The following is a 20,275-nucleotide window of genomic DNA, read 5'->3' as shown; positions in this document are numbered from 1 at the left end:
ATAATATGAAATATTTTAAAATTCAGGCTTTAGGAATTTTAATGACCTTATTTTGTGCAGGTTTTGCCAATGCACAGGCTTCAAAATATAAATGTATGCTTCAGTTGACCAGTTATGGCGGTGAAGGTGCTTATGTTGTAGTTTCTTTAATTAATCCAAAAGGTGTATATGAAAAAACACTTTATGTGATGGGTCCTGATACAAAATGGCATGATACATTAAAAGAATGGCATAAATTTCAGAGTAAAAAACCTGTGAAATTAAATGCAATCACAGGAGCTTCTGTAGCCGATGGAGACAGAAGTATTTCTACATTTTCTATTGAAGACAAATATCTGAACAAAGGTTACAAAGTACGTTTTGAAACGGCTGTTGAAGATAAAAAATACAACGTTTCAGATGTAGAGCTACCTTTTACAACTGAAGGTATTACAGCAAAAACAGAAGGAAAAGGTTACATTCGATATGTAAAACTTAATAAGTTATAAAAAAATCCAAAAATGACCTTATCGATTTGGAGGTATGCCCATTTAACTTTAGCAATACTTACATTCCTGTTTTTAATCGTAGCCTCTACCACAGGAATTATTTTAGCTTACGATGCTGCACAGGAAAAAGTTCAGCCTTATCGAGTTGACGATTTCAGTAACATAAACCTTGCCCAGTCTTTACCGGAACTGCGCAAGGTTTTTCCGGAAATTACGGAGATTAGTGTTGATCACAATCAGTTTGTAACCTTGGAAGGTTTAGACGATAATGGTGAAAACATCAAAGCATACATCGACCCAAAAACCGGAAAAATCTTAGGAAAACCTGTTGAGAAAAGTAAATTTATCAATTGGATAACTTCGCTGCACCGATCTTTATTTTTAAAAGAAACTGGAAGATTTACGGTTGGAGTTGTTTCTTTTTTATTAATGATCATAAGTATTTCAGGGCTGATTTTGATTATTAAAAGGCAAAATGGAATCAGACATTTTTTCGACAATATCAAAAAAGACTTTTTCTCGCAATATTTGCATGTCGTTTCTGGAAGAATTTTATTAATTCCAATTTTAGTAGTTTCTGTAACAGGAACTTATCTTTTCCTGCATCGGTTTGAATTGATACCAAAAGGAAAAAATGAAAAGATTGCTCATAAAGTTACTAATTCTGAAACTCAGATAAAGTTAGCAGACTTCCCTATTTTTAAGGAAACAAAACTCAGTAAAGTAAAAAAAATAGAATTTCCTTTTATTGAAGATGATGCTGAAGAATTTTTTGTTTTAAAACTAAAAGACAGAGAGATTACCGTCAACCAAATCAATGGTGAAATTGTAAAGGAGGAAAAATATCCACTCACTCTTATTTATGAAAACCTAAGTTTAACCTTTCATACAGGTCGTGGAAGCGTTCTTTGGTCGATCGTTTTAGGACTTTCTTCCATTGGAATCTTGATGTTTATTTATTCAGGTTTCGTCATTACTTTTAAGCGAACCAGAAATAAAATCAAGAATAAGTACAAAGCTGAAAATGCAGAAATTGTGATTTTTGTAGGTTCAGAAAACGGTTCAACTTTAGGTTTTGCCAATAAAATTCATTCTCAACTTTTATCCGACGGAAAAAAATCATTCATTACAGAGCTTAATCAATACAAATTATATCCTAAAGTAGAGCAATTTATAATTTTTACTTCAACCTATGGTTTAGGTGAAGCTCCAACCAATGCTTCCAACTTTAAAAAGCTTTTAAAAGAAATTTCTCAGAATCAAAAGATTAAATATTCTGTAGTTGGTTTTGGATCAAAATCTTACGAAGATTTTTGTGGTTTTGCAATTGAAGTTGACCAATTATTATCCCAACAAAACTGGGCAGAATCTCAGCTTGAACTTTTTACAGTCAACGATAAATCAACGGCAGAATTTGCAGAATGGGCGAAGAAATGGAGCTATGAAACCATGATTCCTTTGGCAACTGCACCATCTTTATACAGCGAAAAAGTTCCTTCTTTAAAGAAAATGAAAGTTGTTGGTAAAAGTGAAATCGTTGATGAAGTGACAACTTTTAAAGTGATTTTAAAACCAAATTCATTAGTAAAATTTAAATCCGGAGATTTGCTTGCCATTTATCCTGAAAATGATCATAAAGAAAGATTCTATTCTATCGGAAAGGTGAATGGAGCGATCCAATTGGTTGTAAAACTTCATGAAAATGGTCTTGGATCAGGATTTTTGCATAGTTTAAAAGAAAATCAGGAAATAAAAGCAAGAATTATTAAAAATTCAGAATTCCATTTTCCTAAAAAGGCTTCTGAAGTAATGATGATCGCAAATGGAACCGGAATTGCACCATTTTTAGGAATGATTGAGGAGCAAACCGGAAAAACAAAAACTCATTTGTATTGTGGTTTCAGAAAATCAAATGAATTGACTGTTAATTACGAATATTTTGCTCATGAAAATATCAAAAAAGGAAAATTAATGTCTTTTAATTTGGCATTTTCTAGAGAAGAAAATTCTCAATATGTAATGGATTTGGTTGAAAGAGATGCCGAATTGTTTATCAATTCATTAGAAAACGGAGGTTTCATCATGATTTGTGGTGCACTAAAAATGCAGCATGATGTGGAAGATACTTTAAGAAGGTTGTATGCCCTGAAAAATAAAGATTACGAAATTTATAAAGCAAACGGACAAATTTTAACCGACTGTTATTAATGTTAAAGCACATGAAAAGCCTAAAAAATTTCTCTTATTTATTTTTAATACTATCGTCAACATCAATGTTTGCTCAAGTTGAAAGAAGCAGATTGGTTACTTTAATGGGAAGTAAATTTGAAATTACTTTGGTAGATAAAGATTCTCTTTTGGCAGAAAAAAACATTGATAAATCTATAGATGAAATCCGGAGAATTGAAAATTTAATTTCAGAATGGAAACCGGAAACTCAGATCTCGGAAGTTAACAGAAATGCAGGAATAAAGCCTGTGAAAGTTGATCCCGAAGTTTTTGCTTTAACAGAAAAAGGAATTTATTTTTCTAATTTAACTGACGGAGCTTTCGACATCAGCATCGTTGCAATGGATAAAATCTGGAAGTTTGATGATTCTATGAACGAATTACCTTCTGAAGAATCTATAAAAAATTCTGTAAAAAATGTAGGCTATCAAAATATTATTTTAGATAAAACCAATTCTACTATTTTTTTGAAAAACAAAGGAATGAAGATTGGTTTCGGATCGATAGGAAAAGGTTATGCAGCTGATAAAACCAGAGAATTGATAAAAAGTTTTGGAGTAAAAGCAGGAATTATCAATGCTTCAGGTGACATTTCAACTTGGGGAACTCAACCCGATGGAAAACCTTGGGCAATTGGAATTAATAATCCTTTTAAAGACGATAAAATTGCTGCAGTTCTTTATTTAAAAGAAAATGCAGTGACCACTTCGGGAAGTTATGAGAAATATGCAGAAATTCACGGCAAAAGATATTCTCACATTATGAATCCCAAAACAGGTTATCCTTCAACCGGATTAACCAGCGTTACTGTTGTAGGACCTAATGCAACAATGGCAAATGGTTTCAGTACTTCAATAATGGTTTTAGGAAAAAAGGAAGGTTTGAAGCTAATCAAAAAATTCCCTGAATATCAGTATTTGTTGATTACTGATTCAGGGAAAATTATTAAAAATTTGAATAATTAAATATCTATTTATATCAATTTTTATCTTTAAAAATAAAATAACAGATTAATAAGGTCAGGTTTACCAAAACGGCAAATGAATTTGATAAAATAATAGGCAATTCATCCTGTTCAAAACCATACCAAACCCAAAGTGAAAGTCCGGAAATCAGAATCACAAGCATCAACCAGGAAATATCTTCTACATTTTTTGTTTTGATTACTTTGATGAGTTGCGGCATTGATGCAATAGCAGTTAAAGCACCAGCAATTAATCCTAAAATTTCTACATTCATTTTTTCTAAATTATCCGTTAACAATAATTCCACCATTGGGATGCAAAACCTGTCCTGTCATTTGTGCTGAAGCGGAGGTTGCCAAAAAAAGATAAGACGGTGCAATTTCTTCAGTACTTGCATTTCTCTGCAAGGGTGGTTTATTCTCATCTTCCTCTTTTTCGTTAAAAGTTTCTTCTGTAAGCGGTGTTTCAACAGGTCCCGGAGCAACTGCATTTACTCTTATTCCTTTCGGTTTTGCCTGTAAAGCTAAAGATCTTGTAAAAGAAACAATCGCTCCTTTAGTTGCTGCATAATCCAGTAGTTCTTCATGACCTTGGTAAGCTACTGCAGAAGTTGTATTAATGATAGAGCTTCCTTCTTTTAAATAAGGAAAAACCGCTTTTGTAAGAAGAATCATTCCGATGATGTTTGAATTAAAAGTAGTACGAATATCTTCTTCTTTTAGCTTGGCAATATCATCACTTGGAAACTGAATTCCTGCGTTATTTACCAAGATATCAATACTTCCCCATTTGTCGATCACTTCTTCTGTTGTCTTTTGACAAAAGCTACTATCATTTATATCTCCTTTAAAAATCAAGCATTGGCGTCCTAAATATTCGATTTCACTTTTTGTCTTTTCGGCATCTTCAATATCCGAATGAAAAATAATCGCAATATTGGCACCTTCTTCTGCAAAAAGTAAAGCTGCTGATTTTCCTATTCCGCTGTCGGCTCCAGTAATTAAAGCTGTTTTACCATTAAGTTGTAATCTATTCATATATTTTGTGATTATGGTTTAAAATAAAAATTCAGCATAAAATAATATACTGAATCTTTATTTCTTTAAATTGCATAGAGCAAATTGTATGCTTTTATGATAAAAAACAACAACAAAATGACAGATGTGGTATTTTATTTTAAACTTACCATACCATCAGTGAGTTGTTTCCATTGAATTTTTGATGAACCAACCACTCTACCAAGAGCAATGAACATATTTTTTACACTACTAATTATATCTGTATTTTGATTAGGCTTTTCGTTTCTTCCATAAATTGCCATCTTAACATAATCATTCCCTTTAGAAATAACAAATGTAGAAGTAGTATTTACTGAGTGAAAATGTACTGTTTTTCCTGCAAACTCATTTCTTGGTAATTTTGAAGGTCGGCATTGCATCATTATACGATTAGGATTTGTTTTATCAATCATATCAATACGTACCCATTGATAATCATTAGTCTTAGGATTTTTTATTTCAGACAGTAATATTTTGATATAATCTCCTATTAAAGGCAATCTTTGTACTATATTTCCTGAAGAATCACATAATGTGAATACTGTAATATTTTCTTTGGAATAGTTTCCCCATTTATTTATTTCAAAAAAACGTTGTTTAAGTATATTATATTTTAGCTCAGCTTCATGAATATTTTCAAATTTTTGGATACTTTCGGTGTCATGGAAATTTCCCTTCACCTGCAACGGAATTCCAGGAACTTTCTTTGGCTTTATTAATTTTACCTGCATAATTATTAGGAATATAACCTGATTCTTTATTTAACGTTTAAATCATTCTAAATTTTACTTTTCATATATCAGTAAGTGTAAATACTTATTGATAAAGATTATTACAAAATTAATATATATCACATTTAAATGAAAATATTTATGTTTTTAATAATAAACCTGTTTAAACTTTTTAGAAAAAGAGTTTCCAGAAAATTAGCAATTTAGAGTTGCAAAAAAAAGAACTAAAATCTGGAACTCATAAGCAAAGATAAACTGGAAAAATGGATTTTACCTCATTTAAGCAAAGGCAAGCGAGGATTTTCCACGAGATTTTATTTAGGAAAAATCTTTAAACTTATTATTAAACGATTAAAAACGGGCTGTCAATGGCGGGAATTAAGCCTTAAAGAATACTTTTCAAAAGAAACAATAAGCTGGCAACTCGTCTATTATTATTTCAGTAAATGGAGTAAAGATGGTTCTTTCAAACGAATTTGGATTTCTCTTCTCCAGAATAATAAAAGGAAATTAGATCTTTCCAGTGTCCAATTGGATGGAAGCCATACCCGAAGTAAAACAGGAGGACAATCGGTAGGCTATCAGGGAAGAAAATCATCTAAGACAGTAATTGTATTTTTATCTGTGATAATCAGGGACAAATGCTTTCAATGGGAAAGCCAATAAGCGGTGAACATCATGATCTTTATAATATTGAAGATACTTTGGAAGAGATTTTCGGTCTTCTCGATAATGCTGATATAAAGTGTAAGGGATTATTTCTCAATGCAGACTCTGGTTTTGACAGTAAAAAATTCAGAGATATGCTGGATAAAAAAGAAATAATTGGGAATATTAAAGAGAATCCTCGTAACGGAGATACAAAGAATGAAAAATATTTTGATGATGAACTGTATAAAAGAAGATTCAAAATAGAAAAAGCAAATGCATGGTTGGATAGTTTCAAAGCTTTATTAATAAGGTTTGAAACACTAAATTTAACTTGGGTAAATCTACATTATCTCGCTTTTTCTATTTTATTCCTCAGAAAAATAAAAGTTTAAACAGGTTCATTGTAAATTTTTAAATAATAATCTAATTTTAAAATTATTTCACAATAGAAATTTATAAAAACTTGAAATGAAAAAAGAGACTGTGAAATTTATTTTAATTAATTCACATAGATATTATTATTTTTGAGTATATTTGAAATGAAAATTTTTTTTTCATCATTTGTGTTTTTATTAAACCCTCCCACAAGGAGGGTTTAATTTTTCACCACTTTTATTCTCAATTTTTAATACTGATTTTAAGCTTAGATATTTTTGGAATATACATAAATAGTTAACTAGATTGAATTTGAATAATAAAACGTAAATTTTTTTGAGCAAAATATCGAAAATTAGTTAGTACTTCAGTAAATATCTGTAGATGTAATTATTAGTTTTTCCATAAAGACACTTATAAATATAGAAAAACTAACAGTTCGTTTCGTTCATGAGCCAATTTTGAGAAAAGTATTTGTAAGTATTACACTTTTCACTGTCAACTGCTTAAAAACTGCCTACAGAACTCTATAGCTTTGAATATATAATATACACATTTTATTTTTGTTAGTTATGCAAAAAGACTATTAAATTCTTAATTTTATTTATAATAGCGGATAATTTTTATGAAAGGCACACAATATGCTAACAATAATATATAAATCTTAAAAAATATTATTATGAAAAGCGTATTATGGTTAGTAGCCGTTATCTGTATTATTGTTTGGCTTCTAGGAATGCTGAACATTATTCCTGGAATCAGTACCAATTATTTAATTCATGTCTTACTGGTGATTGCAGTAATTGTAGTTCTTTACAATATTATTTCTGGTAGAAAACCTTTAGATTAGAAAAACAATAAAAAAGCTGAATAATATTATTCAGCTTTTTTTATTCTAAATTATAATTTGATGCGGATATATTGATAAAATTAAATTTAGTTTTAATTTTTATTTAGAATTCTATATTAGATAATATTTTAATTTAAATTCATAAAATAAAAAAACAAGTTATTGATTATAAGATAATTAAAACTCTAAAGCTTGGTGCTTTTTTGCGAATTATTACGTCATTATTTATAAATAACTCCCACAATGTTTTGTTGATGAAATTTTATGATGATATATTTGTAACAGATAAAACGAGACACTTAATCATTCATATATAATAACTTTTCATCATTCAGTTTTCATGTAGAACATCAGGGTTCGGACAATCTAGGAATAAGAACCCTGTTCTCTACAATTCTAATTTAGACACCATCATCACATTTTATTAATAGAAAAACCGAACTTCAAAGAAGTTCGGTTTTCATTTTAATAGGCCTGTTTTTTATAACTAAGAATTATTTTGATCTTCTAATTCTTTAATTCTTTTTTTTATAAAATCAGCAGGTCTTATACCATTTTGCTCAAGAAAAATATTTGAGAAGCTTTGCCTGTTGCTAAAACCTGCAGCAGAAGCAATATGCTCAATAGAATATTTTCTCCATTCTTTATCATGATAAATCTTCTGCGTTGCAAAATTGATTCTCAAAACATTAATGTAAGTATTAAAGTTACTTCCTTTATATTCGTTGATTACCTGTGAAAGATAAGAAGTATTTGTTTTAAACTGCTCTGCTAGTTTCTTAAGGGTTATACCTTGTTCTAGGTATCCCTGTTTATTTTCAAATGTATGAATGTCCTTTAAAAGCTTTTCTACAATACTGCTATCAAACTTTATATTTTTATCTCCTGTATCAATCACTTCAACTATTACAGGAGAAGTAATTACTTCAGCATGATTGCTTTCTTCAAGCTTTACTAATAACTCGTCATAATTTTTCTGAATATTTCTTTGCTTTTGGATTCTGTAATACATTATAATTCCTAGTGCTGTAATAATTGCTAAACAAAGAAATATGAGTAATCTACTGTAAGAATTTGTTTTCTCTAAGTTTTCTTTTGTCTCCAGAAGCATCTTTGTATCATATTCCTTATAAACCCGCGTAGAAAGATGTTTAAAATCTGAAGCTATCACACTATCAACTTTAAGAAGTTGATTGGTATAATATAACTCTTCTTTATGATTGTTATTTTTTCGGTAATATTCTATCAACTCTTCATAATTGCTGCGTAATTCAGGAAGGATAAATTCATTTTTATTGAATATAGAATCTACTTTTCTATAATTTTCTACTTCAAGATTTAAATCACCTAAAAGCTCGTAACTTTTACCTTTATAGAAATAAATATATGAAGCCCATGTAAAATCATTAACTTTTAAAAGCTCAGGAAGTGCTCTATCAAAATAATAAATAGCTTTTTTATAACTTTTCTTTTTAAACTCAGAAACACCTAAACTTTTTGTGAAGTAACTGGTTTCCAAATAAAAATCTTTTGTTTTGGGGATTTTGGTTTCTGCTATATTCAAAAGTTGGTTGGCCTGCTCATCTTTACCTAACATCTGATAGCATATAATTGCCTGATGGAGAGAGTTTAGATATCCTTTAGTATTATTGAAAATAATATTTTTTTTAATGTCACCATCTATTTTTGTTTCAAAAAAATCAATACATTCATTAAATATCTTAAGAGCTTCATCGTAATATCCAAGATAACTTTTTACAACGCCTATATGATAAATATTCTGATACTTTAAAAACTCATTTTTTGAATCCTTTAGATATTCGTATGCTTTTAGATATTCTTCTAAAGCATATTGAAATTTCCTTTGATTAAAATAATATATTGCTCCTTTACTAAGATAAGCATCTCCCATTAAATCATTATTTCCAGAATTTTTTGCAGCAACTAAAGCACTATCTGCATAAATCATTTTTTGGTTTTCAGAATACAGAATTGCATCTTTATAGGCCTGAAAAAGTTCAGAATAATTTTTCTCTGACTTTGCTTTTTTAATATATTGATTTACATATACAAGTGCCTTAGGATCATTTTCTTCATAGGCCCAGTACTTTTCTCTAAGCTTTGAGTAATAATCCTGCGAATACATTATACTTATAATGAAAATGCAACTAAATGTAAAAATTCTTTTAATCATCAAATATTTCTAAGAAATTTCATTCAAAAATACACAAAAACTATTTATTATAAGCTATTATAAGATAACAGTTTAATTAATTAACACTATATTTATTAAAATTAATGTATTTTTGCATGGTAAAAATTTATAAATCGAACCCCAATGTATTTGTTAAAACATATATTTTTGATTACTTTCGAAGAAATAAATTATAAGCAAATATAATCATTAATCCTAGAATAAAATGAAAACAAAATTTATTGTACTCAGCCTTATAGCAGCGGGAATCTGCACAATAACGAGTTGTAGACAAGACGATGAAAGCCCCGCAGAAGAGACTTTTCAGTCATCATTGAAACAAGAAAATCCTGAGGTAGAATTTCAAAGAAATGGCATTGATTCTATAATTGTAGAAAATGCAGAAACTGATCCACCAAAGAATGGAACTCATTGGAAAGTGGATGAACTTACTGGAATCAAAAAAAATGATTCTTTATCATTACTTCTTCAATCTGGATTAGAAGTTGGGCCAGAAGATCCACCAAAAAACGGAACTCACTGGAAGATTAAATAAAAAAAGCAAGCCTGTTATAATTATAAGGTTTGTTTTGTATTGTAAACTATCCCAAGCAATGGTCATTGGAGGATGTGAGTAAGAAACTAAAAAAACTTGTTGAAAAATTTCAACAAGTTTTTATTTTATTAACTTATTCCATATATAAATTAATAATTTATCATTTTAGTAAATCTAATTCTAAAAAATTATTATTTTTTGCATTATTTGCTTTGGCATCTCTCTCTTGCTCTCGTAGCATTTTTTCAATATCCAGTGGTTTTCCATTTTCATCGATCATCATTACTTTTGTGTTTCCGGATAACATTTGTCGCATTCCTTTTGTAGGGTTATTTCTAGAATCAATGACTTGCTTTTTGTATTTTTCCTGGTCAATTACAACAGTATTTCCAAAAGATTTTTTCTCATTATCACTTACCCATTCCTGATTAGAATTACTTTTTTTGATTTCTTTTAAAGCAAAAGAATGTGATTTTGTTTTATCTTCAATTTTAATAATCAATCCCGGCAAACCATGAAATTTATAGGGTCCGTCCTGAATAGGAATATCAGAGACAAACCATGCTGTCCAAATTCTGCCTGCAAAATAAAGAGATGCTTTTTGAGCATTAAACTCGCCAATTTTCTCTTTTTCAGGTAAAATTTTCCAGTTCATTGATCTGTTATCAGAAACTTTATATTTATTCATGTCCAGATTGTTAAAGAAATCTATTTTAAAATCAGGATAAGATTTTTCGACAACAAATGGAACTAAGCCATAATCAATACCCGTAAAATCTCTTGTCTGTTTCGTTATTCTATCCTGATGTATTGAATCAGCTATACTTTTCTTTTGGCTATAGAATTTCGAACCTTTTTTGGCTACATCCAGATACATGATTTCTGTACCAACTTCATTCGTTTTAGTAGAATCTGTAATGAATCTGTATTCGTAAGAAAAACGTTGATTCTGAGCTAAAAGCGTCACACTTAAAAAGGAAAAAACCCCAATAATAATTCTCTTCATTTAGATATTTTTTTTACTAAAATATATATTTTATTCGGATCCAGCAATATTTTTAATTACTTTACATGGATTCCCTACAGCAATTACATTAGCCGGAATATCTTTTGTCACTACACTTCCCGCTCCGATTACCGAATTACTTCCAATAGAAACTCCAGGCAAAACCACAACATTTCCGCCAAACCAAACATTATCTCCAACTGTTATAGGATGTGCGTATTCTAGACCAGCATTACGCTGTTTCACATCAATTGGATGACCTGCAGTGTAAAAGCTACAATTTGGTCCAATAAAAATATTATTTCCAAACTTTACTTTTGCCCCATCTAAAATTGTTAGATTATGATTCGCATAAAAGTTTTCACCCAGCTCAATATTATATCCGTAATCACACCAAAAATTAGGTTCTACAGTTATATTTTCTTTTGAATTTTTAATAATTTTCTTTATTAATTCTTTTCTCTTTTCTAATTCTGAATTTTTAAGTTGATTGTATTCCAAGCAAAAGTCTTTGCACACCATTCTGTCATTTAATAATTCAGAGTCATAGTTTGCATCATATAATAAACCGTTCTGGCATTTCTCTTTTTCTGTCATTGGTTAATATTTTCAATTAATATTTTTAAATTTAAATATTATCAAACAAAAAACCTCTCGAAATGAGAGGTTTTAATTATTTATATATTAAAAAGTTACAGTAACAAAGTTAAAGGACTTTCTAAATATGTTTTTAATGTTTGTAAGAACTGAGCTCCTGTCGCTCCATCTACAACTCTGTGATCACAAGCTAATGAAAGCTTCATGATGTTACCTACTACAATCTGACCGTTTTTAACGATTGGTTTTTCAATAATTGCACCTACAGAAAGAATTGCTGCGTTAGGTTGATTGATGATGCTTGTGAAAGTTTCAATTCCGAACATTCCCAAGTTTGAGATAGAGAATGTAGAACCTTCCATTTCGTTAGCTTTAAGACCTTTAGATTTTGCTCTTCCAGCCATATCTTTTACAGCAGCAGAAATTTGCGTATAATTCATTTGGTCAGTATTCTTCAAAACAGGTACTACCAATCCGTCAGGAATTGCAACAGCAACACCAACGTTGATATTTCCTCTGTGAATTACCTTATCTCCTGCCCAACTAGAATTTACCTGCGGATGTTTTCTTAAAGCAACTGCAGTCGCTTTAATCACCATATCGTTGAAAGAAATTTTAGTATCCGGTAAAGAATTGATTTCTTTTCTAGCCTCAATCGCTTTATCCATGTTGATTTCAACCATCAGATAATAATGAGGAGCAGAGAATTTACTTTCAGAAAGACGTTTTGCAATGATATTTCTAACCTGAGAGTTTGGAGTCTCCGTATCTTCACCTTGTACAAAACTTAATGCAACTTGTGCAGCTGGACTTGCGGCCGGAGCTGAAGCAGCAGGTTTTGCAGATGGCTGATAATTTTCAATATCTTTTTTAACGATTCTTCCGTTTTCTCCCGAACCTTGAACACTGTTAATATCAACTCCTTTTTCCTGAGCCATTTTTTTAGCTAAAGGAGAAATTGCTACTCTGTCTGAAGAAGAATTTGCAGTTGATGCAACCGATCTCTCTTCTGTTTTTGTTTCAGATTTTTGTTCAGCTGGTTGATCTGTAGATTTTGCAGCAGCTTTTGGAGCTCCAACCGCAGAAACATCAGTTCCTTCTGGTCCAATGATAGCCAAAACGGTATCAACAGGAGCAGCACCACCTTCTTCAACACCTTGCTTCAAAAGAATTCCGTTAAATTCAGATTCAAAATCCTGAACAGCTTTATCGGTTTCAATTTCAGCAAGAAGATCTCCTTCTTTTACGGTATCACCTACATTTTTATGCCATTTCGCCACTTTACCTTCCGTCATTGTATCAGAAAGTCTTGGCATTGTAATCACTTCTACTCCAGCCGGAACTTCCGCAGAAGTTTCTTCAGTTGCAGTAGTATTAGATTCTGTTTTTGGTTCTTCTTTTTTGTCTTCAGAAGCAGCACTGGGAGCAGCAGCTCCGCCTGTTAATCCTGAAATATCTTCTCCTTCATTTCCGATAATTGCCAAAACTAAATCTACTGCAGCAGCTGAACCTTCTTCAACACCTACATAAAGAAGAGTTCCTTCAACTTCAGATTCAAAATCCTGTACTGCTTTATCAGTTTCGATTTCGGCTAAAATATCTCCTTCTTTTACCTTATCTCCTACTTTTTTATGCCATTTAGCCACTTTTCCTTCCGTCATTGTATCGGAAAGACGTGGCATTGTAATCACTTCTGCCATAATTTATATTGATTTGAGATTCGAGATTCGAGATTTGAGATTAGGGAAACTCAAATTCGAATATCAAATTAATTATTATTTTTTAGTTTTCTAATTTATCTAAGAACGGATAGTTTTCCTGAGCATAAACATACTCGTAAACTTTTTCTGCATCAGGATATGGAGAGTTTTCCATAAACTCGATACATTCTTCTACAAAATCTCTTGATTTGTTATCCAAAGTTTCCAATTCTTCTTCAGTTGCCCAGTTGTTTGCCAAGATTCTTTCTTTGATTAATTCAATTGGATCATCTTTCTTATGAATAGCAACTTCTTCTTTAGATCTGTATGGTTCTGCATCAGACATTGAGTGTCCTCTGAAACGATAAGTTCTAGCTTCGATAAAAGTAGGTCCGTCACCTCTTCTTGCTCTTTCAATAGCTTCGTAAGCAGCTTCAGCCACTTTCTCAGGATCCATTGCATCTACAGCAAGACACGGCATTTCGTATCCTAAACCTAATTTATAGATATCTTCGTGGTTAGCTGTTCTTTTTACAGAAGTTCCCATTGCGTACTGATTGTTTTCAACAACAAATACTACAGGAAGTTTCCAGTTCATTGCCATGTTGAAAGTTTCGTGAAGAGATCCCTGTCTTGCAGCACCGTCTCCGAAGAAACAGATGTTTACAGCTTTTCTGTCGAAAAATTTATCTGCAAAAGCAATACCTGCTCCCAAAGGGATTTGTCCTCCTACAATACCATGACCTCCGTAAAAACGGTGTTCTTTGCTGAAAATGTGCATAGATCCACCCATACCTCCGGAAGTACCTGTAGCTTTACCACAAAGTTCTGCCATGATTCTTTTAGGGTCTACTCCCATTGCCATTGGATGAATGTGACATCTGTAAGCAGTGATCATACTATCTTTAGTTAAATCCATTGCATGCGTAAAACCAGCCGGAATAGCTTCCTGACCGTTGTACAAATGTAAAAAACCTCTGATTTTTTGTTTTAGATAAAGAGAACGGCATTTGTCTTCAAACCTTCTCCACATTGTCATATCTTCATACCACTTCAGGTATATCTCTTTAGAAAATTCTTTCATGTGTTAGCCTTTGCTTATTTATTATGAAATAGTTGAGCAAAAATATAAAAAAAACTTCGTTTTTATTATATGCACAGCAATTGTTTTTTTACTTATAATGTTATATTTACATTTCAAACTTATTTATGGAAGAAAAAAAGACTTCGGCACTACATATTATTTCAAGAATTATCTCAGACTTTTTCAATCCTTTGGTTTCTCTGTTTATCTATTTTCTGTATATGAGTTTTCAGAATTACACCTTTAAACAAGCGACTTCTCATTTTCTTCCGATATTATTAATGGTTATTATTCCGGTAGTTGCCTGGTTGGTTTGGAATGTAAAAACTGGCAGATATACCAATATGGATGTTTCAAACCGGGTACAGAGAAAATCTTTATATATCTTTATTGCAGTCTTCATTATTGCTTATCAAATTTACCATTACGTTATGAATGGTTTTCTTGATTTTGTCATGCTTTTTATTTTAATCTTGCTTTTTGCGCTTCAATACAGTAATTTATATATTAAAAGTTCGATGCATACTGCTTTCAATATATTTGTTGCCACATTGTTTTATGCATTCGACTGGAAAGCAGGAATTTTTTGGTTCGGAATTGCAGCTTTGGTAGGAATTACAAGAGTGATTTTAAAAAGACACACCGTAAAAGAGGTATTTATGGGCGCAGGAATAGCTTTTCTGGTATCTTTTATTTATCTTTATTGCAATATTCAATTTCAACACTAAGAATTTTTTATGAAAATAAATCATCTTACTTCTGCCGAAGAAAATTTAATGAAGTTATTCTGGAAACTCCAAAGCTTTTATTTAAAGGACGTTATGGAGCAGCACGCAGAACCAAAACCGCATCAAAATACTGTTTCAACTTACCTGAAAATACTGGTTGAAAAAGGCTATTTGTCTACCGAAAAAGAAGGCAGAATTTTCAAGTACTCAGTAATTGTACCTTTTGATGATTATAAAAAGTTTTTATTGAAAGAACTTTCACATAATTTCTTTAATGATTCAGGAAAAGAAATTCTGGAGTTTTTATTTAGTGAAAATTTGATTTCACAGAATGATCTTAGAACTTATTTTGACCTTAAAATCGAAATAAAACCTGTAAAAGTAAAAGAAGCCAAACTGGAATATGCTGAAGAAATCTTAAATCCTAAAAAAGACAAGAAAGGAAAGGATAAGAAAAAGAAGAAGAAAAAGAATGAAAATTAGTTGTTGGTTTTTTGGATTTTGAAGTTGAATAAATAAAAGATTTATTGTAAAAACGCTTTGACTCCGCTCAGCGTGACATAAATTCAAATAAACTTTGATCAGACAATTATTATTAGAGATGTCATGCTGAGCGAAGTCGAAGCATATATTTAAATAAAAACTATTAATTTTTATCCATCAATTTTAAAATAAAGACATAAAAAAAGCGGCTTAAAAGCCGCTCCAATTTTTTACCAACGACTTCCGCCGCCTCCGTTACCTCCACGGTTGTTGTTTCCGTAACCACCTCCAGAGTTACCTCCTCCACGGTTGTTACCATAACTTCCACCACCGCTTCTGTTATTATCAAAACTTCTTCTTGGTTTTTCTTCTCTTGGCTTAGCCTCAGAAACGTTAAGAATTTTTCCGTTAAATTCTTTCTGGTTAAGAGCCTCAATAGCTTGACCTCCTTCTTCGTCACCCATTTCGATAAAACCGAAACCTCTAGAACGACCAGTCTCTCTGTCTGTTACAATTTTAGCTGATGATACATCGCCAAATTCTGCGAATAAATCGTGCAACTCATATTCTTTAGTTGCGTAATTGATGTTTGAAACAAAAATGTTCATTTTAAAAAAAAATTAAAAATTAATATATAAAATTGGTATATAAAAGAAAAGCAACATAATAATGAACATGATATTGATTCCAAATATAAACAGGTGCAAGATACAATTAAAAACTTCAAATCAAAACTTTTTAAAGGTTTAATTCACTTCTATTCAAAACTTGTAATAATATCGCAAAAAAATGATGAATTTTTCATTAAATAATCTTTTGAAAAGCTTTTTTTTAAAACTAAATTTGTACTGAAAACAATCATAAAATGAATTATCATACTCGAAAATGGGTAAAACCAGAAGACCTTAACCCAAACCAATCATTATTCGGAGGAAAACTATTACAATGGATTGATGAAGAAGCAGCCTTATACGCAGTGATTCAGTTAGAAAACAAAAAAGTAGTTACCAAGTTTATTTCTGAAATAAATTTTGTGAGCTCAGCAAAACAAGGCGATATTATCGAAATTGGAATTGAAGTTTCATCTTTTGGCTCCACTTCTCTTACACTAAAATGTGATGTAAGAAATAAAATGACCCATCAAACCATCATCACCGTTGATAAAATTGTAATGGTGAATCTTGATGAAAACGGAAATCCTGCAGCACACGGAAAAACAAAAGTAGAATTTGTGAAAGACAGACTCAATAATTCATTATGAAAATTTTCATAAAAAATATGGTCTGTGGAAGGTGCATTGCTGCAGTTTCAAATATTTTTAACGAACATCATATAAAAATTACTCAAATCAGTTTAGGTGAAGTAGAAACCGAGGGTGAAGTTTCAAAAGCAGACATTCAATTCATTGAAAATAGATTAAAGGAAACAGGTTTTGAAAGAATAAAAGATGCAACGCAACAATTAGTCGATAAAATTAAAAACTTAATCATCATTAAAATCGGAAAACTTGATATTGATGAAAACTTTTTACTGTCAAAATTTTTAAGTGTAGAACTCCATAAAGATTACAGTTCATTATCAAAAGCCTTTTCACAAAATGAAAACATTACGGTTGAGCAGTTTTTTATTCTTCAAAAAATTGAAAAAGTAAAAGAACTCCTTCTTTATAATGAATTCAATTTAACAGAAATTGCAGGAAAACTGGGCTACAAAAGTGTGCAGCATTTATCATCACAATTTAGAAGCACTACAGGATTTACACCTACGGAATTTAAAAAACTGAAAGTTCATAACAGAAGATCTTTGGATATGGTGCAAGAAACTGATACTAAAGATTAATAAAAAGACCAAAGTCTTAAAGCCAAATAAAGAAAACACAAAATACAACAAAGTGAAAATAATAATTACCGGAACAACAGGAATGGTGGGGGAAGGCGTTTTAATTGAATGTCTGCAAAACATTAAAGTGTCCGAAATACTAAGCGTGAGTCGTAGGTCTTGTGGTATAAAGCATCCAAAACTGAAAGAACTTATCATCAGTGATTTTTTACAGTTAGACAATTTCCATGATCAATTGATTGGCTATGATGCCTGTTTTTATTGTGCTGGAATTAGTTCGATAGTTTTAGACGAAGAGAAATACACAAAAATAACTTTTGACACTACTCTCCATTTTGCTAAAACCCTGTTGAACTAAACCTTCGGTAGCTTTCCCAATCGCATAAATCAGTTACTTTGTAAAGTTAATTAAAAAATCAATAGAATGGCTACAAAAAAAAGAGTTTAGACGAGCTCAGAGAAAACAAAATCATCAATCAGGCAAAGCGCGAAGTGCCTGGTTTTACAGAACTTTTAAGCCGTTTTGAACGTACGGTTTCGGTGTTGGGACGCAGTCAGAGCACGTTCAATAATTACTCCAGACACGTCGCGGCGGTGTCGCTGCATTTCGGGAAAATCCCGACAGAATTGGATCCTGAGCAGATCCACGATTACCTTTTTTACCTTCAGAAAAAATCAAGATCACCCTCGCAATCGTATTTTAAACACACGGTTTACGGACTTCGGTTTCTGTTGAAATCGGAAGGTTTGAGCTACGATTATCTAAGTCTTCCGGAAATTAAAAAAGAGAAAAAACTGCCTGTTGTGCTCAGTAAACAGGAGGTTTGGCAGATGTTGTCATGCTGTAAACTTTTAAAACATAAAATCTTAATCGGGTTGCTTTACGGTTGCGGATTGCGCTGTCTGGAGGTCAGAAATCTCCGTTTATGCGATTTGGATTTTTACCGAAAACAGCTGAAAGTGGTTCAGGGAAAAGGCAAAAAAGACCGCTATTTGCCTTTGTCGGAACATTTGATTCGGGGTTTGAAAAAATATATTGAAGCGGAAAAACCGGAAGATTTTCTCTTTGGAGAACCTCGAGCAAATCGTGCAGGTGGAGAATTCGATTCAAGATATTCGCAACGTGGCGTACAATGGGCGGTGAAACAGGCTTCAAAAACGGCAAAAATATTGAAAGAAGTGAGTGTTCATACGCTTCGGCACAGTTTTGCGACGCATCTTTTGGAGGATGGGATGAACATTGTGAGCATCAAAAATCTCCTCGGCCACGAAAACATCGAAACGACCCTCGTTTACCTTCAAATCGCCCAACTTTCTACCCAAAAACTCTTCTCTCCACTGGATACTTTGTTTGAGGAATGCAGAGCGAAGTAGTTGGTTTTGAATTTGTTAAAAGCCAAAATTCAAGCTTTAAATTTAATGAAAATCAACGTTTAGAAATCTCAAAAATACAGTCTGCTCAACCTGAATCTCAACCTCGATACGAAGTCGCAGATGTGTTGAATATTTTAGGTTCAAAACTAGAAAATTTAGGATTAAATTCCTGGCAATTAAGAACTTTATTTGCGTTAAAAAAGTGCCGTACATCGGCTTTGGGCGGTCATATTGACGCTTGTGACGAATGCGGAAATATCAGCATCAGCTACAACTCCTGCCGAAACCGGCACTGCCCGAAATGTCAGGGCAAAAACCGCGAAAAATGGATTGAAAACCGGGAAACCGAACTGCTTCCAGTGCCTTATTTTCACGTGGTTTTTACCGTTCCGGAAGTGCTGAACAAAACCGCACTTCATGCTCCGAAAATGTTGTATGATATTTTATTTGAATCGGCTTGGGAAACGCTGCAAACCTTTGGTGAAAATCGAGGTTTAAAAATGGGAATGATCGCTATTTTGCATACTTGGGGACAGAATCTGAGTCTGCATCCGCATTTGCACTGCATCGTTCCGGGTGGCGGCGTGGATGAAAACGGAGTTTGGAAAAACATCAGAAGCGACGGTAATTTTTTGTTTCCTGTAAAGGCTTTGAGCAAAGTTTTCAGGGCTAAATTTTGTGAGAAGCTGAAGGTTCGGTTATCATTAAAATGTAATAAAAATCAGACGGAAAATGATGAAAATCAATTTGAAAACCGAAAAAATGAAGCAGAAACTTATGAAAAACTCAGACAAAAACTTTGGGAAAAACCTTGGGTAGTTTTCGCTAAAAAACCCTTTGGCAGCCCGAAATCTGTGGTGGAATATTTGGGAAGATATACGCACAAAATCGCGATCAGCAACCAGAGAATCAGGAAAGTTGATGCGGAAAATGTAACGTTGGAGTACAAAGATTACCGCCAAAAAGGCATCAAAAAGCAGATGGTTTTGAGCCATGAGGAGTTTATCCGCCGTTTTGCGATGCATATTTTGCCGAAAAGATTTGTGAAAATCCGCCATTACGGTTTTCTCAGCAGCACATGGAAACGAATGAAGCTAAAAAATCTGCAACAGAATTTAGGCATTCAGCCCAAAGGAAAATTTCCACCCAAAACTTTTCAGCCGAAATGTAGTTGCTGCAAAGTTGGGAATTTGGTAACGATTGCAACGTTCGATTTGCGCGGTCCGCCCCTTTGGTTTTTGGAGATGAGCCAAAACTTTGAAAAGCCAAAAATCTAGCATTTTGGGTAAGGGTATTTATGCCTAAAAGTGAAGGAAAACACGATAAAACCAAGAAAAACCATCAAATTCACCCACAAAAAAAGAGAC

At 32.1% G+C, this 20,275-nt stretch carries 23 protein-coding genes; 14 read left to right on the top strand and 9 right to left on the bottom strand.

The window, feature by feature from the left end; translation table 11 throughout:
- Positions 1 to 5 precede the first annotated feature (5 nt).
- From FDY99_RS20675 to FDY99_RS20665, 3 genes are read left to right on the top strand one after another with little or no spacing between them, the layout of a single operon-like run.
- The gene (locus tag FDY99_RS20675) at positions 6 to 488 is read left to right on the top strand and encodes a DUF2271 domain-containing protein (protein ID WP_066679959.1); all 483 of its coding nucleotides are present in this window, start codon (positions 6 to 8) and stop codon (positions 486 to 488) included.
- A gap of 12 nt (positions 489 to 500) precedes the next feature.
- Positions 501 to 2,696, top strand: coding sequence for a PepSY domain-containing protein (locus FDY99_RS20670; RefSeq protein WP_139423540.1), 2,196 nt, complete (start codon positions 501 to 503; stop codon positions 2,694 to 2,696).
- An 11-nt stretch (positions 2,697 to 2,707) separates the two neighbouring features.
- Positions 2,708 to 3,682 carry an FAD:protein FMN transferase gene (locus FDY99_RS20665; RefSeq protein ID WP_185148744.1) on the top strand — a complete coding sequence of 325 codons (975 nt, stop codon included), beginning with the start codon at positions 2,708 to 2,710 and terminating at the stop codon, positions 3,680 to 3,682.
- 13 nt (positions 3,683 to 3,695) lie between these two features.
- Here the strand turns inward: FDY99_RS20665 and FDY99_RS20660 are convergent, their stop codons facing one another.
- From FDY99_RS20660 to FDY99_RS20650, 3 genes are all read right to left on the bottom strand, one after another.
- Entirely contained in the window at positions 3,696 to 3,956 is a 261-nt protein-coding gene (locus tag FDY99_RS20660) for a SemiSWEET transporter (RefSeq protein WP_139423538.1), read from the bottom strand.
- A gap of 10 nt (positions 3,957 to 3,966) precedes the next feature.
- On the bottom strand, positions 3,967 to 4,719 hold the full coding sequence (locus tag FDY99_RS20655; RefSeq protein ID WP_139423537.1) for an SDR family oxidoreductase: 753 nt from the start codon (positions 4,717 to 4,719) through the stop codon (positions 3,967 to 3,969).
- A 134-nt stretch (positions 4,720 to 4,853) separates the two neighbouring features.
- Positions 4,854 to 5,471, bottom strand: coding sequence for a hypothetical protein (locus FDY99_RS20650; protein WP_139423536.1), 618 nt, complete (start codon positions 5,469 to 5,471; stop codon positions 4,854 to 4,856).
- Between the two features lie 231 nt (positions 5,472 to 5,702).
- Here FDY99_RS20650 and FDY99_RS23455 point away from each other — a divergent pair, with 231 nt between their 5' ends.
- The 3 genes from FDY99_RS23455 (at position 5,703) to FDY99_RS20640 (ending at position 7,347) form a co-directional block, all read left to right on the top strand.
- On the top strand, positions 5,703 to 6,137 hold the full coding sequence (locus FDY99_RS23455; RefSeq protein WP_317129850.1) for a transposase: 435 nt from the start codon (positions 5,703 to 5,705) through the stop codon (positions 6,135 to 6,137).
- Entirely contained in the window at positions 6,122 to 6,514 is a 393-nt protein-coding gene (locus tag FDY99_RS23450) for a transposase (protein ID WP_262711395.1), read from the top strand. The genes FDY99_RS23455 and FDY99_RS23450 overlap by 16 nt, the downstream gene beginning before the upstream one ends.
- Before the next feature lie 662 nt (positions 6,515 to 7,176).
- Complete coding sequence (locus FDY99_RS20640) at positions 7,177 to 7,347, top strand: lmo0937 family membrane protein (RefSeq protein WP_139423535.1); 171 nt, start codon at positions 7,177 to 7,179, stop codon at positions 7,345 to 7,347.
- Between the two features lie 487 nt (positions 7,348 to 7,834).
- Here FDY99_RS20640 and FDY99_RS20635 read toward each other — a convergent pair whose 3' ends face one another.
- Entirely contained in the window at positions 7,835 to 9,493 is a 1,659-nt protein-coding gene (locus tag FDY99_RS20635; protein WP_162304194.1) for a helix-turn-helix domain-containing protein, read from the bottom strand.
- Between the two features lie 274 nt (positions 9,494 to 9,767).
- Between FDY99_RS20635 and FDY99_RS20630 the strand changes: the two genes are divergently transcribed.
- The gene (locus FDY99_RS20630) at positions 9,768 to 10,097 is read left to right on the top strand and encodes a hypothetical protein (RefSeq protein ID WP_139423533.1); all 330 of its coding nucleotides are present in this window, start codon (positions 9,768 to 9,770) and stop codon (positions 10,095 to 10,097) included.
- A 160-nt stretch (positions 10,098 to 10,257) separates the two neighbouring features.
- On the opposite strand, the gene FDY99_RS20625 is transcribed toward FDY99_RS20630, so the two are convergent.
- The 4 genes from FDY99_RS20625 to pdhA form a co-directional block, all read right to left on the bottom strand.
- Complete coding sequence (locus FDY99_RS20625; RefSeq protein ID WP_139423532.1) at positions 10,258 to 11,103, bottom strand: GLPGLI family protein; 846 nt, start codon at positions 11,101 to 11,103, stop codon at positions 10,258 to 10,260.
- Positions 11,104 to 11,133: 30 nt separating this feature from the next.
- Positions 11,134 to 11,700 (bottom strand): sugar O-acetyltransferase, encoded by a 567-nt coding sequence (locus FDY99_RS20620; protein WP_139423531.1) that lies wholly within the window; start codon positions 11,698 to 11,700, stop codon positions 11,134 to 11,136.
- A 95-nt stretch (positions 11,701 to 11,795) separates the two neighbouring features.
- Entirely contained in the window at positions 11,796 to 13,400 is a 1,605-nt protein-coding gene (locus FDY99_RS20615; RefSeq protein ID WP_139423530.1) for a pyruvate dehydrogenase complex dihydrolipoamide acetyltransferase, read from the bottom strand.
- An 82-nt stretch (positions 13,401 to 13,482) separates the two neighbouring features.
- Positions 13,483 to 14,484, bottom strand: a complete 1,002-nt coding sequence (pdhA, locus tag FDY99_RS20610) for a pyruvate dehydrogenase (acetyl-transferring) E1 component subunit alpha (RefSeq protein ID WP_139423529.1) — start codon at positions 14,482 to 14,484, stop codon at positions 13,483 to 13,485.
- A gap of 125 nt (positions 14,485 to 14,609) precedes the next feature.
- On the opposite strand from pdhA, the gene FDY99_RS20605 reads away from it, so the two are divergent.
- Both FDY99_RS20605 and FDY99_RS20600 read left to right on the top strand, forming a co-directional pair.
- A complete protein-coding gene (locus tag FDY99_RS20605) occupies positions 14,610 to 15,212 on the top strand; it encodes a phosphatase PAP2 family protein (protein WP_139423528.1) in 603 nt (200 codons plus the stop codon).
- A gap of 9 nt (positions 15,213 to 15,221) precedes the next feature.
- Positions 15,222 to 15,695, top strand: coding sequence for a BlaI/MecI/CopY family transcriptional regulator (locus tag FDY99_RS20600; protein ID WP_139423527.1), 474 nt, complete (start codon positions 15,222 to 15,224; stop codon positions 15,693 to 15,695).
- Between the two features lie 230 nt (positions 15,696 to 15,925).
- Here the strand turns inward: FDY99_RS20600 and FDY99_RS20595 are convergent, their stop codons facing one another.
- The gene (locus tag FDY99_RS20595) at positions 15,926 to 16,303 is read right to left on the bottom strand and encodes an RNA recognition motif domain-containing protein (RefSeq protein ID WP_074228499.1); all 378 of its coding nucleotides are present in this window, start codon (positions 16,301 to 16,303) and stop codon (positions 15,926 to 15,928) included.
- A gap of 257 nt (positions 16,304 to 16,560) precedes the next feature.
- On the opposite strand from FDY99_RS20595, the gene FDY99_RS20590 reads away from it, so the two are divergent.
- The 5 genes from FDY99_RS20590 to FDY99_RS20570 all read left to right on the top strand — a co-directional run bounded on the left by FDY99_RS20590 (position 16,561) and on the right by FDY99_RS20570 (position 20,185).
- On the top strand, positions 16,561 to 16,956 hold the full coding sequence (locus FDY99_RS20590; protein WP_066680486.1) for an acyl-CoA thioesterase: 396 nt from the start codon (positions 16,561 to 16,563) through the stop codon (positions 16,954 to 16,956).
- Entirely contained in the window at positions 16,953 to 17,534 is a 582-nt protein-coding gene (locus FDY99_RS20585) for a helix-turn-helix domain-containing protein (protein WP_139423526.1), read from the top strand. The genes FDY99_RS20590 and FDY99_RS20585 overlap by 4 nt, the downstream gene beginning before the upstream one ends.
- 52 nt (positions 17,535 to 17,586) lie before the next feature.
- Positions 17,587 to 17,892: an NAD-dependent epimerase/dehydratase family protein gene (locus FDY99_RS20580; RefSeq protein ID WP_139423525.1), complete on the top strand. Its 306-nt coding sequence runs from the start codon at positions 17,587 to 17,589 to the stop codon at positions 17,890 to 17,892.
- A 134-nt stretch (positions 17,893 to 18,026) separates the two neighbouring features.
- Positions 18,027 to 18,908 (top strand): tyrosine-type recombinase/integrase, encoded by an 882-nt coding sequence (locus FDY99_RS20575; RefSeq protein WP_228448715.1) that lies wholly within the window; start codon positions 18,027 to 18,029, stop codon positions 18,906 to 18,908.
- Positions 18,893 to 20,185, top strand: coding sequence for an IS91 family transposase (locus FDY99_RS20570; RefSeq protein WP_228423886.1), 1,293 nt, complete (start codon positions 18,893 to 18,895; stop codon positions 20,183 to 20,185). Before FDY99_RS20575 ends, FDY99_RS20570 begins: the two co-directional genes overlap by 16 nt.
- Positions 20,186 to 20,275 lie beyond the last annotated feature (90 nt).

Origin of the sequence: Chryseobacterium mulctrae (genome assembly GCF_006175945.1) — a bacterium.
GTDB classification, from domain to species: Bacteria; Bacteroidota; Bacteroidia; order Flavobacteriales; family Weeksellaceae; genus Chryseobacterium; species Chryseobacterium mulctrae.
Note: the sequence above shows the minus strand (reverse complement) of the source record. Positions and strands in the feature narration are given on the sequence as shown.

What these genes read in the sequence shown, in the direction of transcription:
- FDY99_RS20675 (WP_066679959.1), top strand. Translation starts at nt 6, where the DNA reads ATGAAATATTTTAAAATTCAGGCTTTAGGAATTTTAATGACCTTATTT.
- FDY99_RS20670 (WP_139423540.1), top strand. Translation starts at nt 501, where the DNA reads ATGACCTTATCGATTTGGAGGTATGCCCATTTAACTTTAGCAATACTT.
- FDY99_RS20665 (WP_185148744.1), top strand. Translation starts at nt 2,708, where the DNA reads ATGAAAAGCCTAAAAAATTTCTCTTATTTATTTTTAATACTATCGTCA.
- FDY99_RS20660 (WP_139423538.1), bottom strand. Translation starts at nt 3,956, where the DNA reads ATGAATGTAGAAATTTTAGGATTAATTGCTGGTGCTTTAACTGCTATT.
- FDY99_RS20655 (WP_139423537.1), bottom strand. Translation starts at nt 4,719, where the DNA reads ATGAATAGATTACAACTTAATGGTAAAACAGCTTTAATTACTGGAGCC.
- FDY99_RS20650 (WP_139423536.1), bottom strand. Translation starts at nt 5,471, where the DNA reads ATGCAGGTAAAATTAATAAAGCCAAAGAAAGTTCCTGGAATTCCGTTG.
- FDY99_RS23450 (WP_262711395.1), top strand. Translation starts at nt 6,122, where the DNA reads ATGGGAAAGCCAATAAGCGGTGAACATCATGATCTTTATAATATTGAA.
- FDY99_RS20640 (WP_139423535.1), top strand. Translation starts at nt 7,177, where the DNA reads ATGAAAAGCGTATTATGGTTAGTAGCCGTTATCTGTATTATTGTTTGG.
- FDY99_RS20635 (WP_162304194.1), bottom strand. Translation starts at nt 9,493, where the DNA reads ATGTATTCGCAGGATTATTACTCAAAGCTTAGAGAAAAGTACTGGGCC.
- FDY99_RS20630 (WP_139423533.1), top strand. Translation starts at nt 9,768, where the DNA reads ATGAAAACAAAATTTATTGTACTCAGCCTTATAGCAGCGGGAATCTGC.
- FDY99_RS20625 (WP_139423532.1), bottom strand. Translation starts at nt 11,103, where the DNA reads ATGAAGAGAATTATTATTGGGGTTTTTTCCTTTTTAAGTGTGACGCTT.
- FDY99_RS20620 (WP_139423531.1), bottom strand. Translation starts at nt 11,700, where the DNA reads ATGACAGAAAAAGAGAAATGCCAGAACGGTTTATTATATGATGCAAAC.
- FDY99_RS20615 (WP_139423530.1), bottom strand. Translation starts at nt 13,400, where the DNA reads ATGGCAGAAGTGATTACAATGCCACGTCTTTCCGATACAATGACGGAA.
- pdhA (WP_139423529.1), bottom strand. Translation starts at nt 14,484, where the DNA reads ATGAAAGAATTTTCTAAAGAGATATACCTGAAGTGGTATGAAGATATG.
- FDY99_RS20605 (WP_139423528.1), top strand. Translation starts at nt 14,610, where the DNA reads ATGGAAGAAAAAAAGACTTCGGCACTACATATTATTTCAAGAATTATC.
- FDY99_RS20600 (WP_139423527.1), top strand. Translation starts at nt 15,222, where the DNA reads ATGAAAATAAATCATCTTACTTCTGCCGAAGAAAATTTAATGAAGTTA.
- FDY99_RS20595 (WP_074228499.1), bottom strand. Translation starts at nt 16,303, where the DNA reads ATGAACATTTTTGTTTCAAACATCAATTACGCAACTAAAGAATATGAG.
- FDY99_RS20590 (WP_066680486.1), top strand. Translation starts at nt 16,561, where the DNA reads ATGAATTATCATACTCGAAAATGGGTAAAACCAGAAGACCTTAACCCA.
- FDY99_RS20585 (WP_139423526.1), top strand. Translation starts at nt 16,953, where the DNA reads ATGAAAATTTTCATAAAAAATATGGTCTGTGGAAGGTGCATTGCTGCA.
- FDY99_RS20570 (WP_228423886.1), top strand. Translation starts at nt 18,893, where the DNA reads ATGCAGAGCGAAGTAGTTGGTTTTGAATTTGTTAAAAGCCAAAATTCA.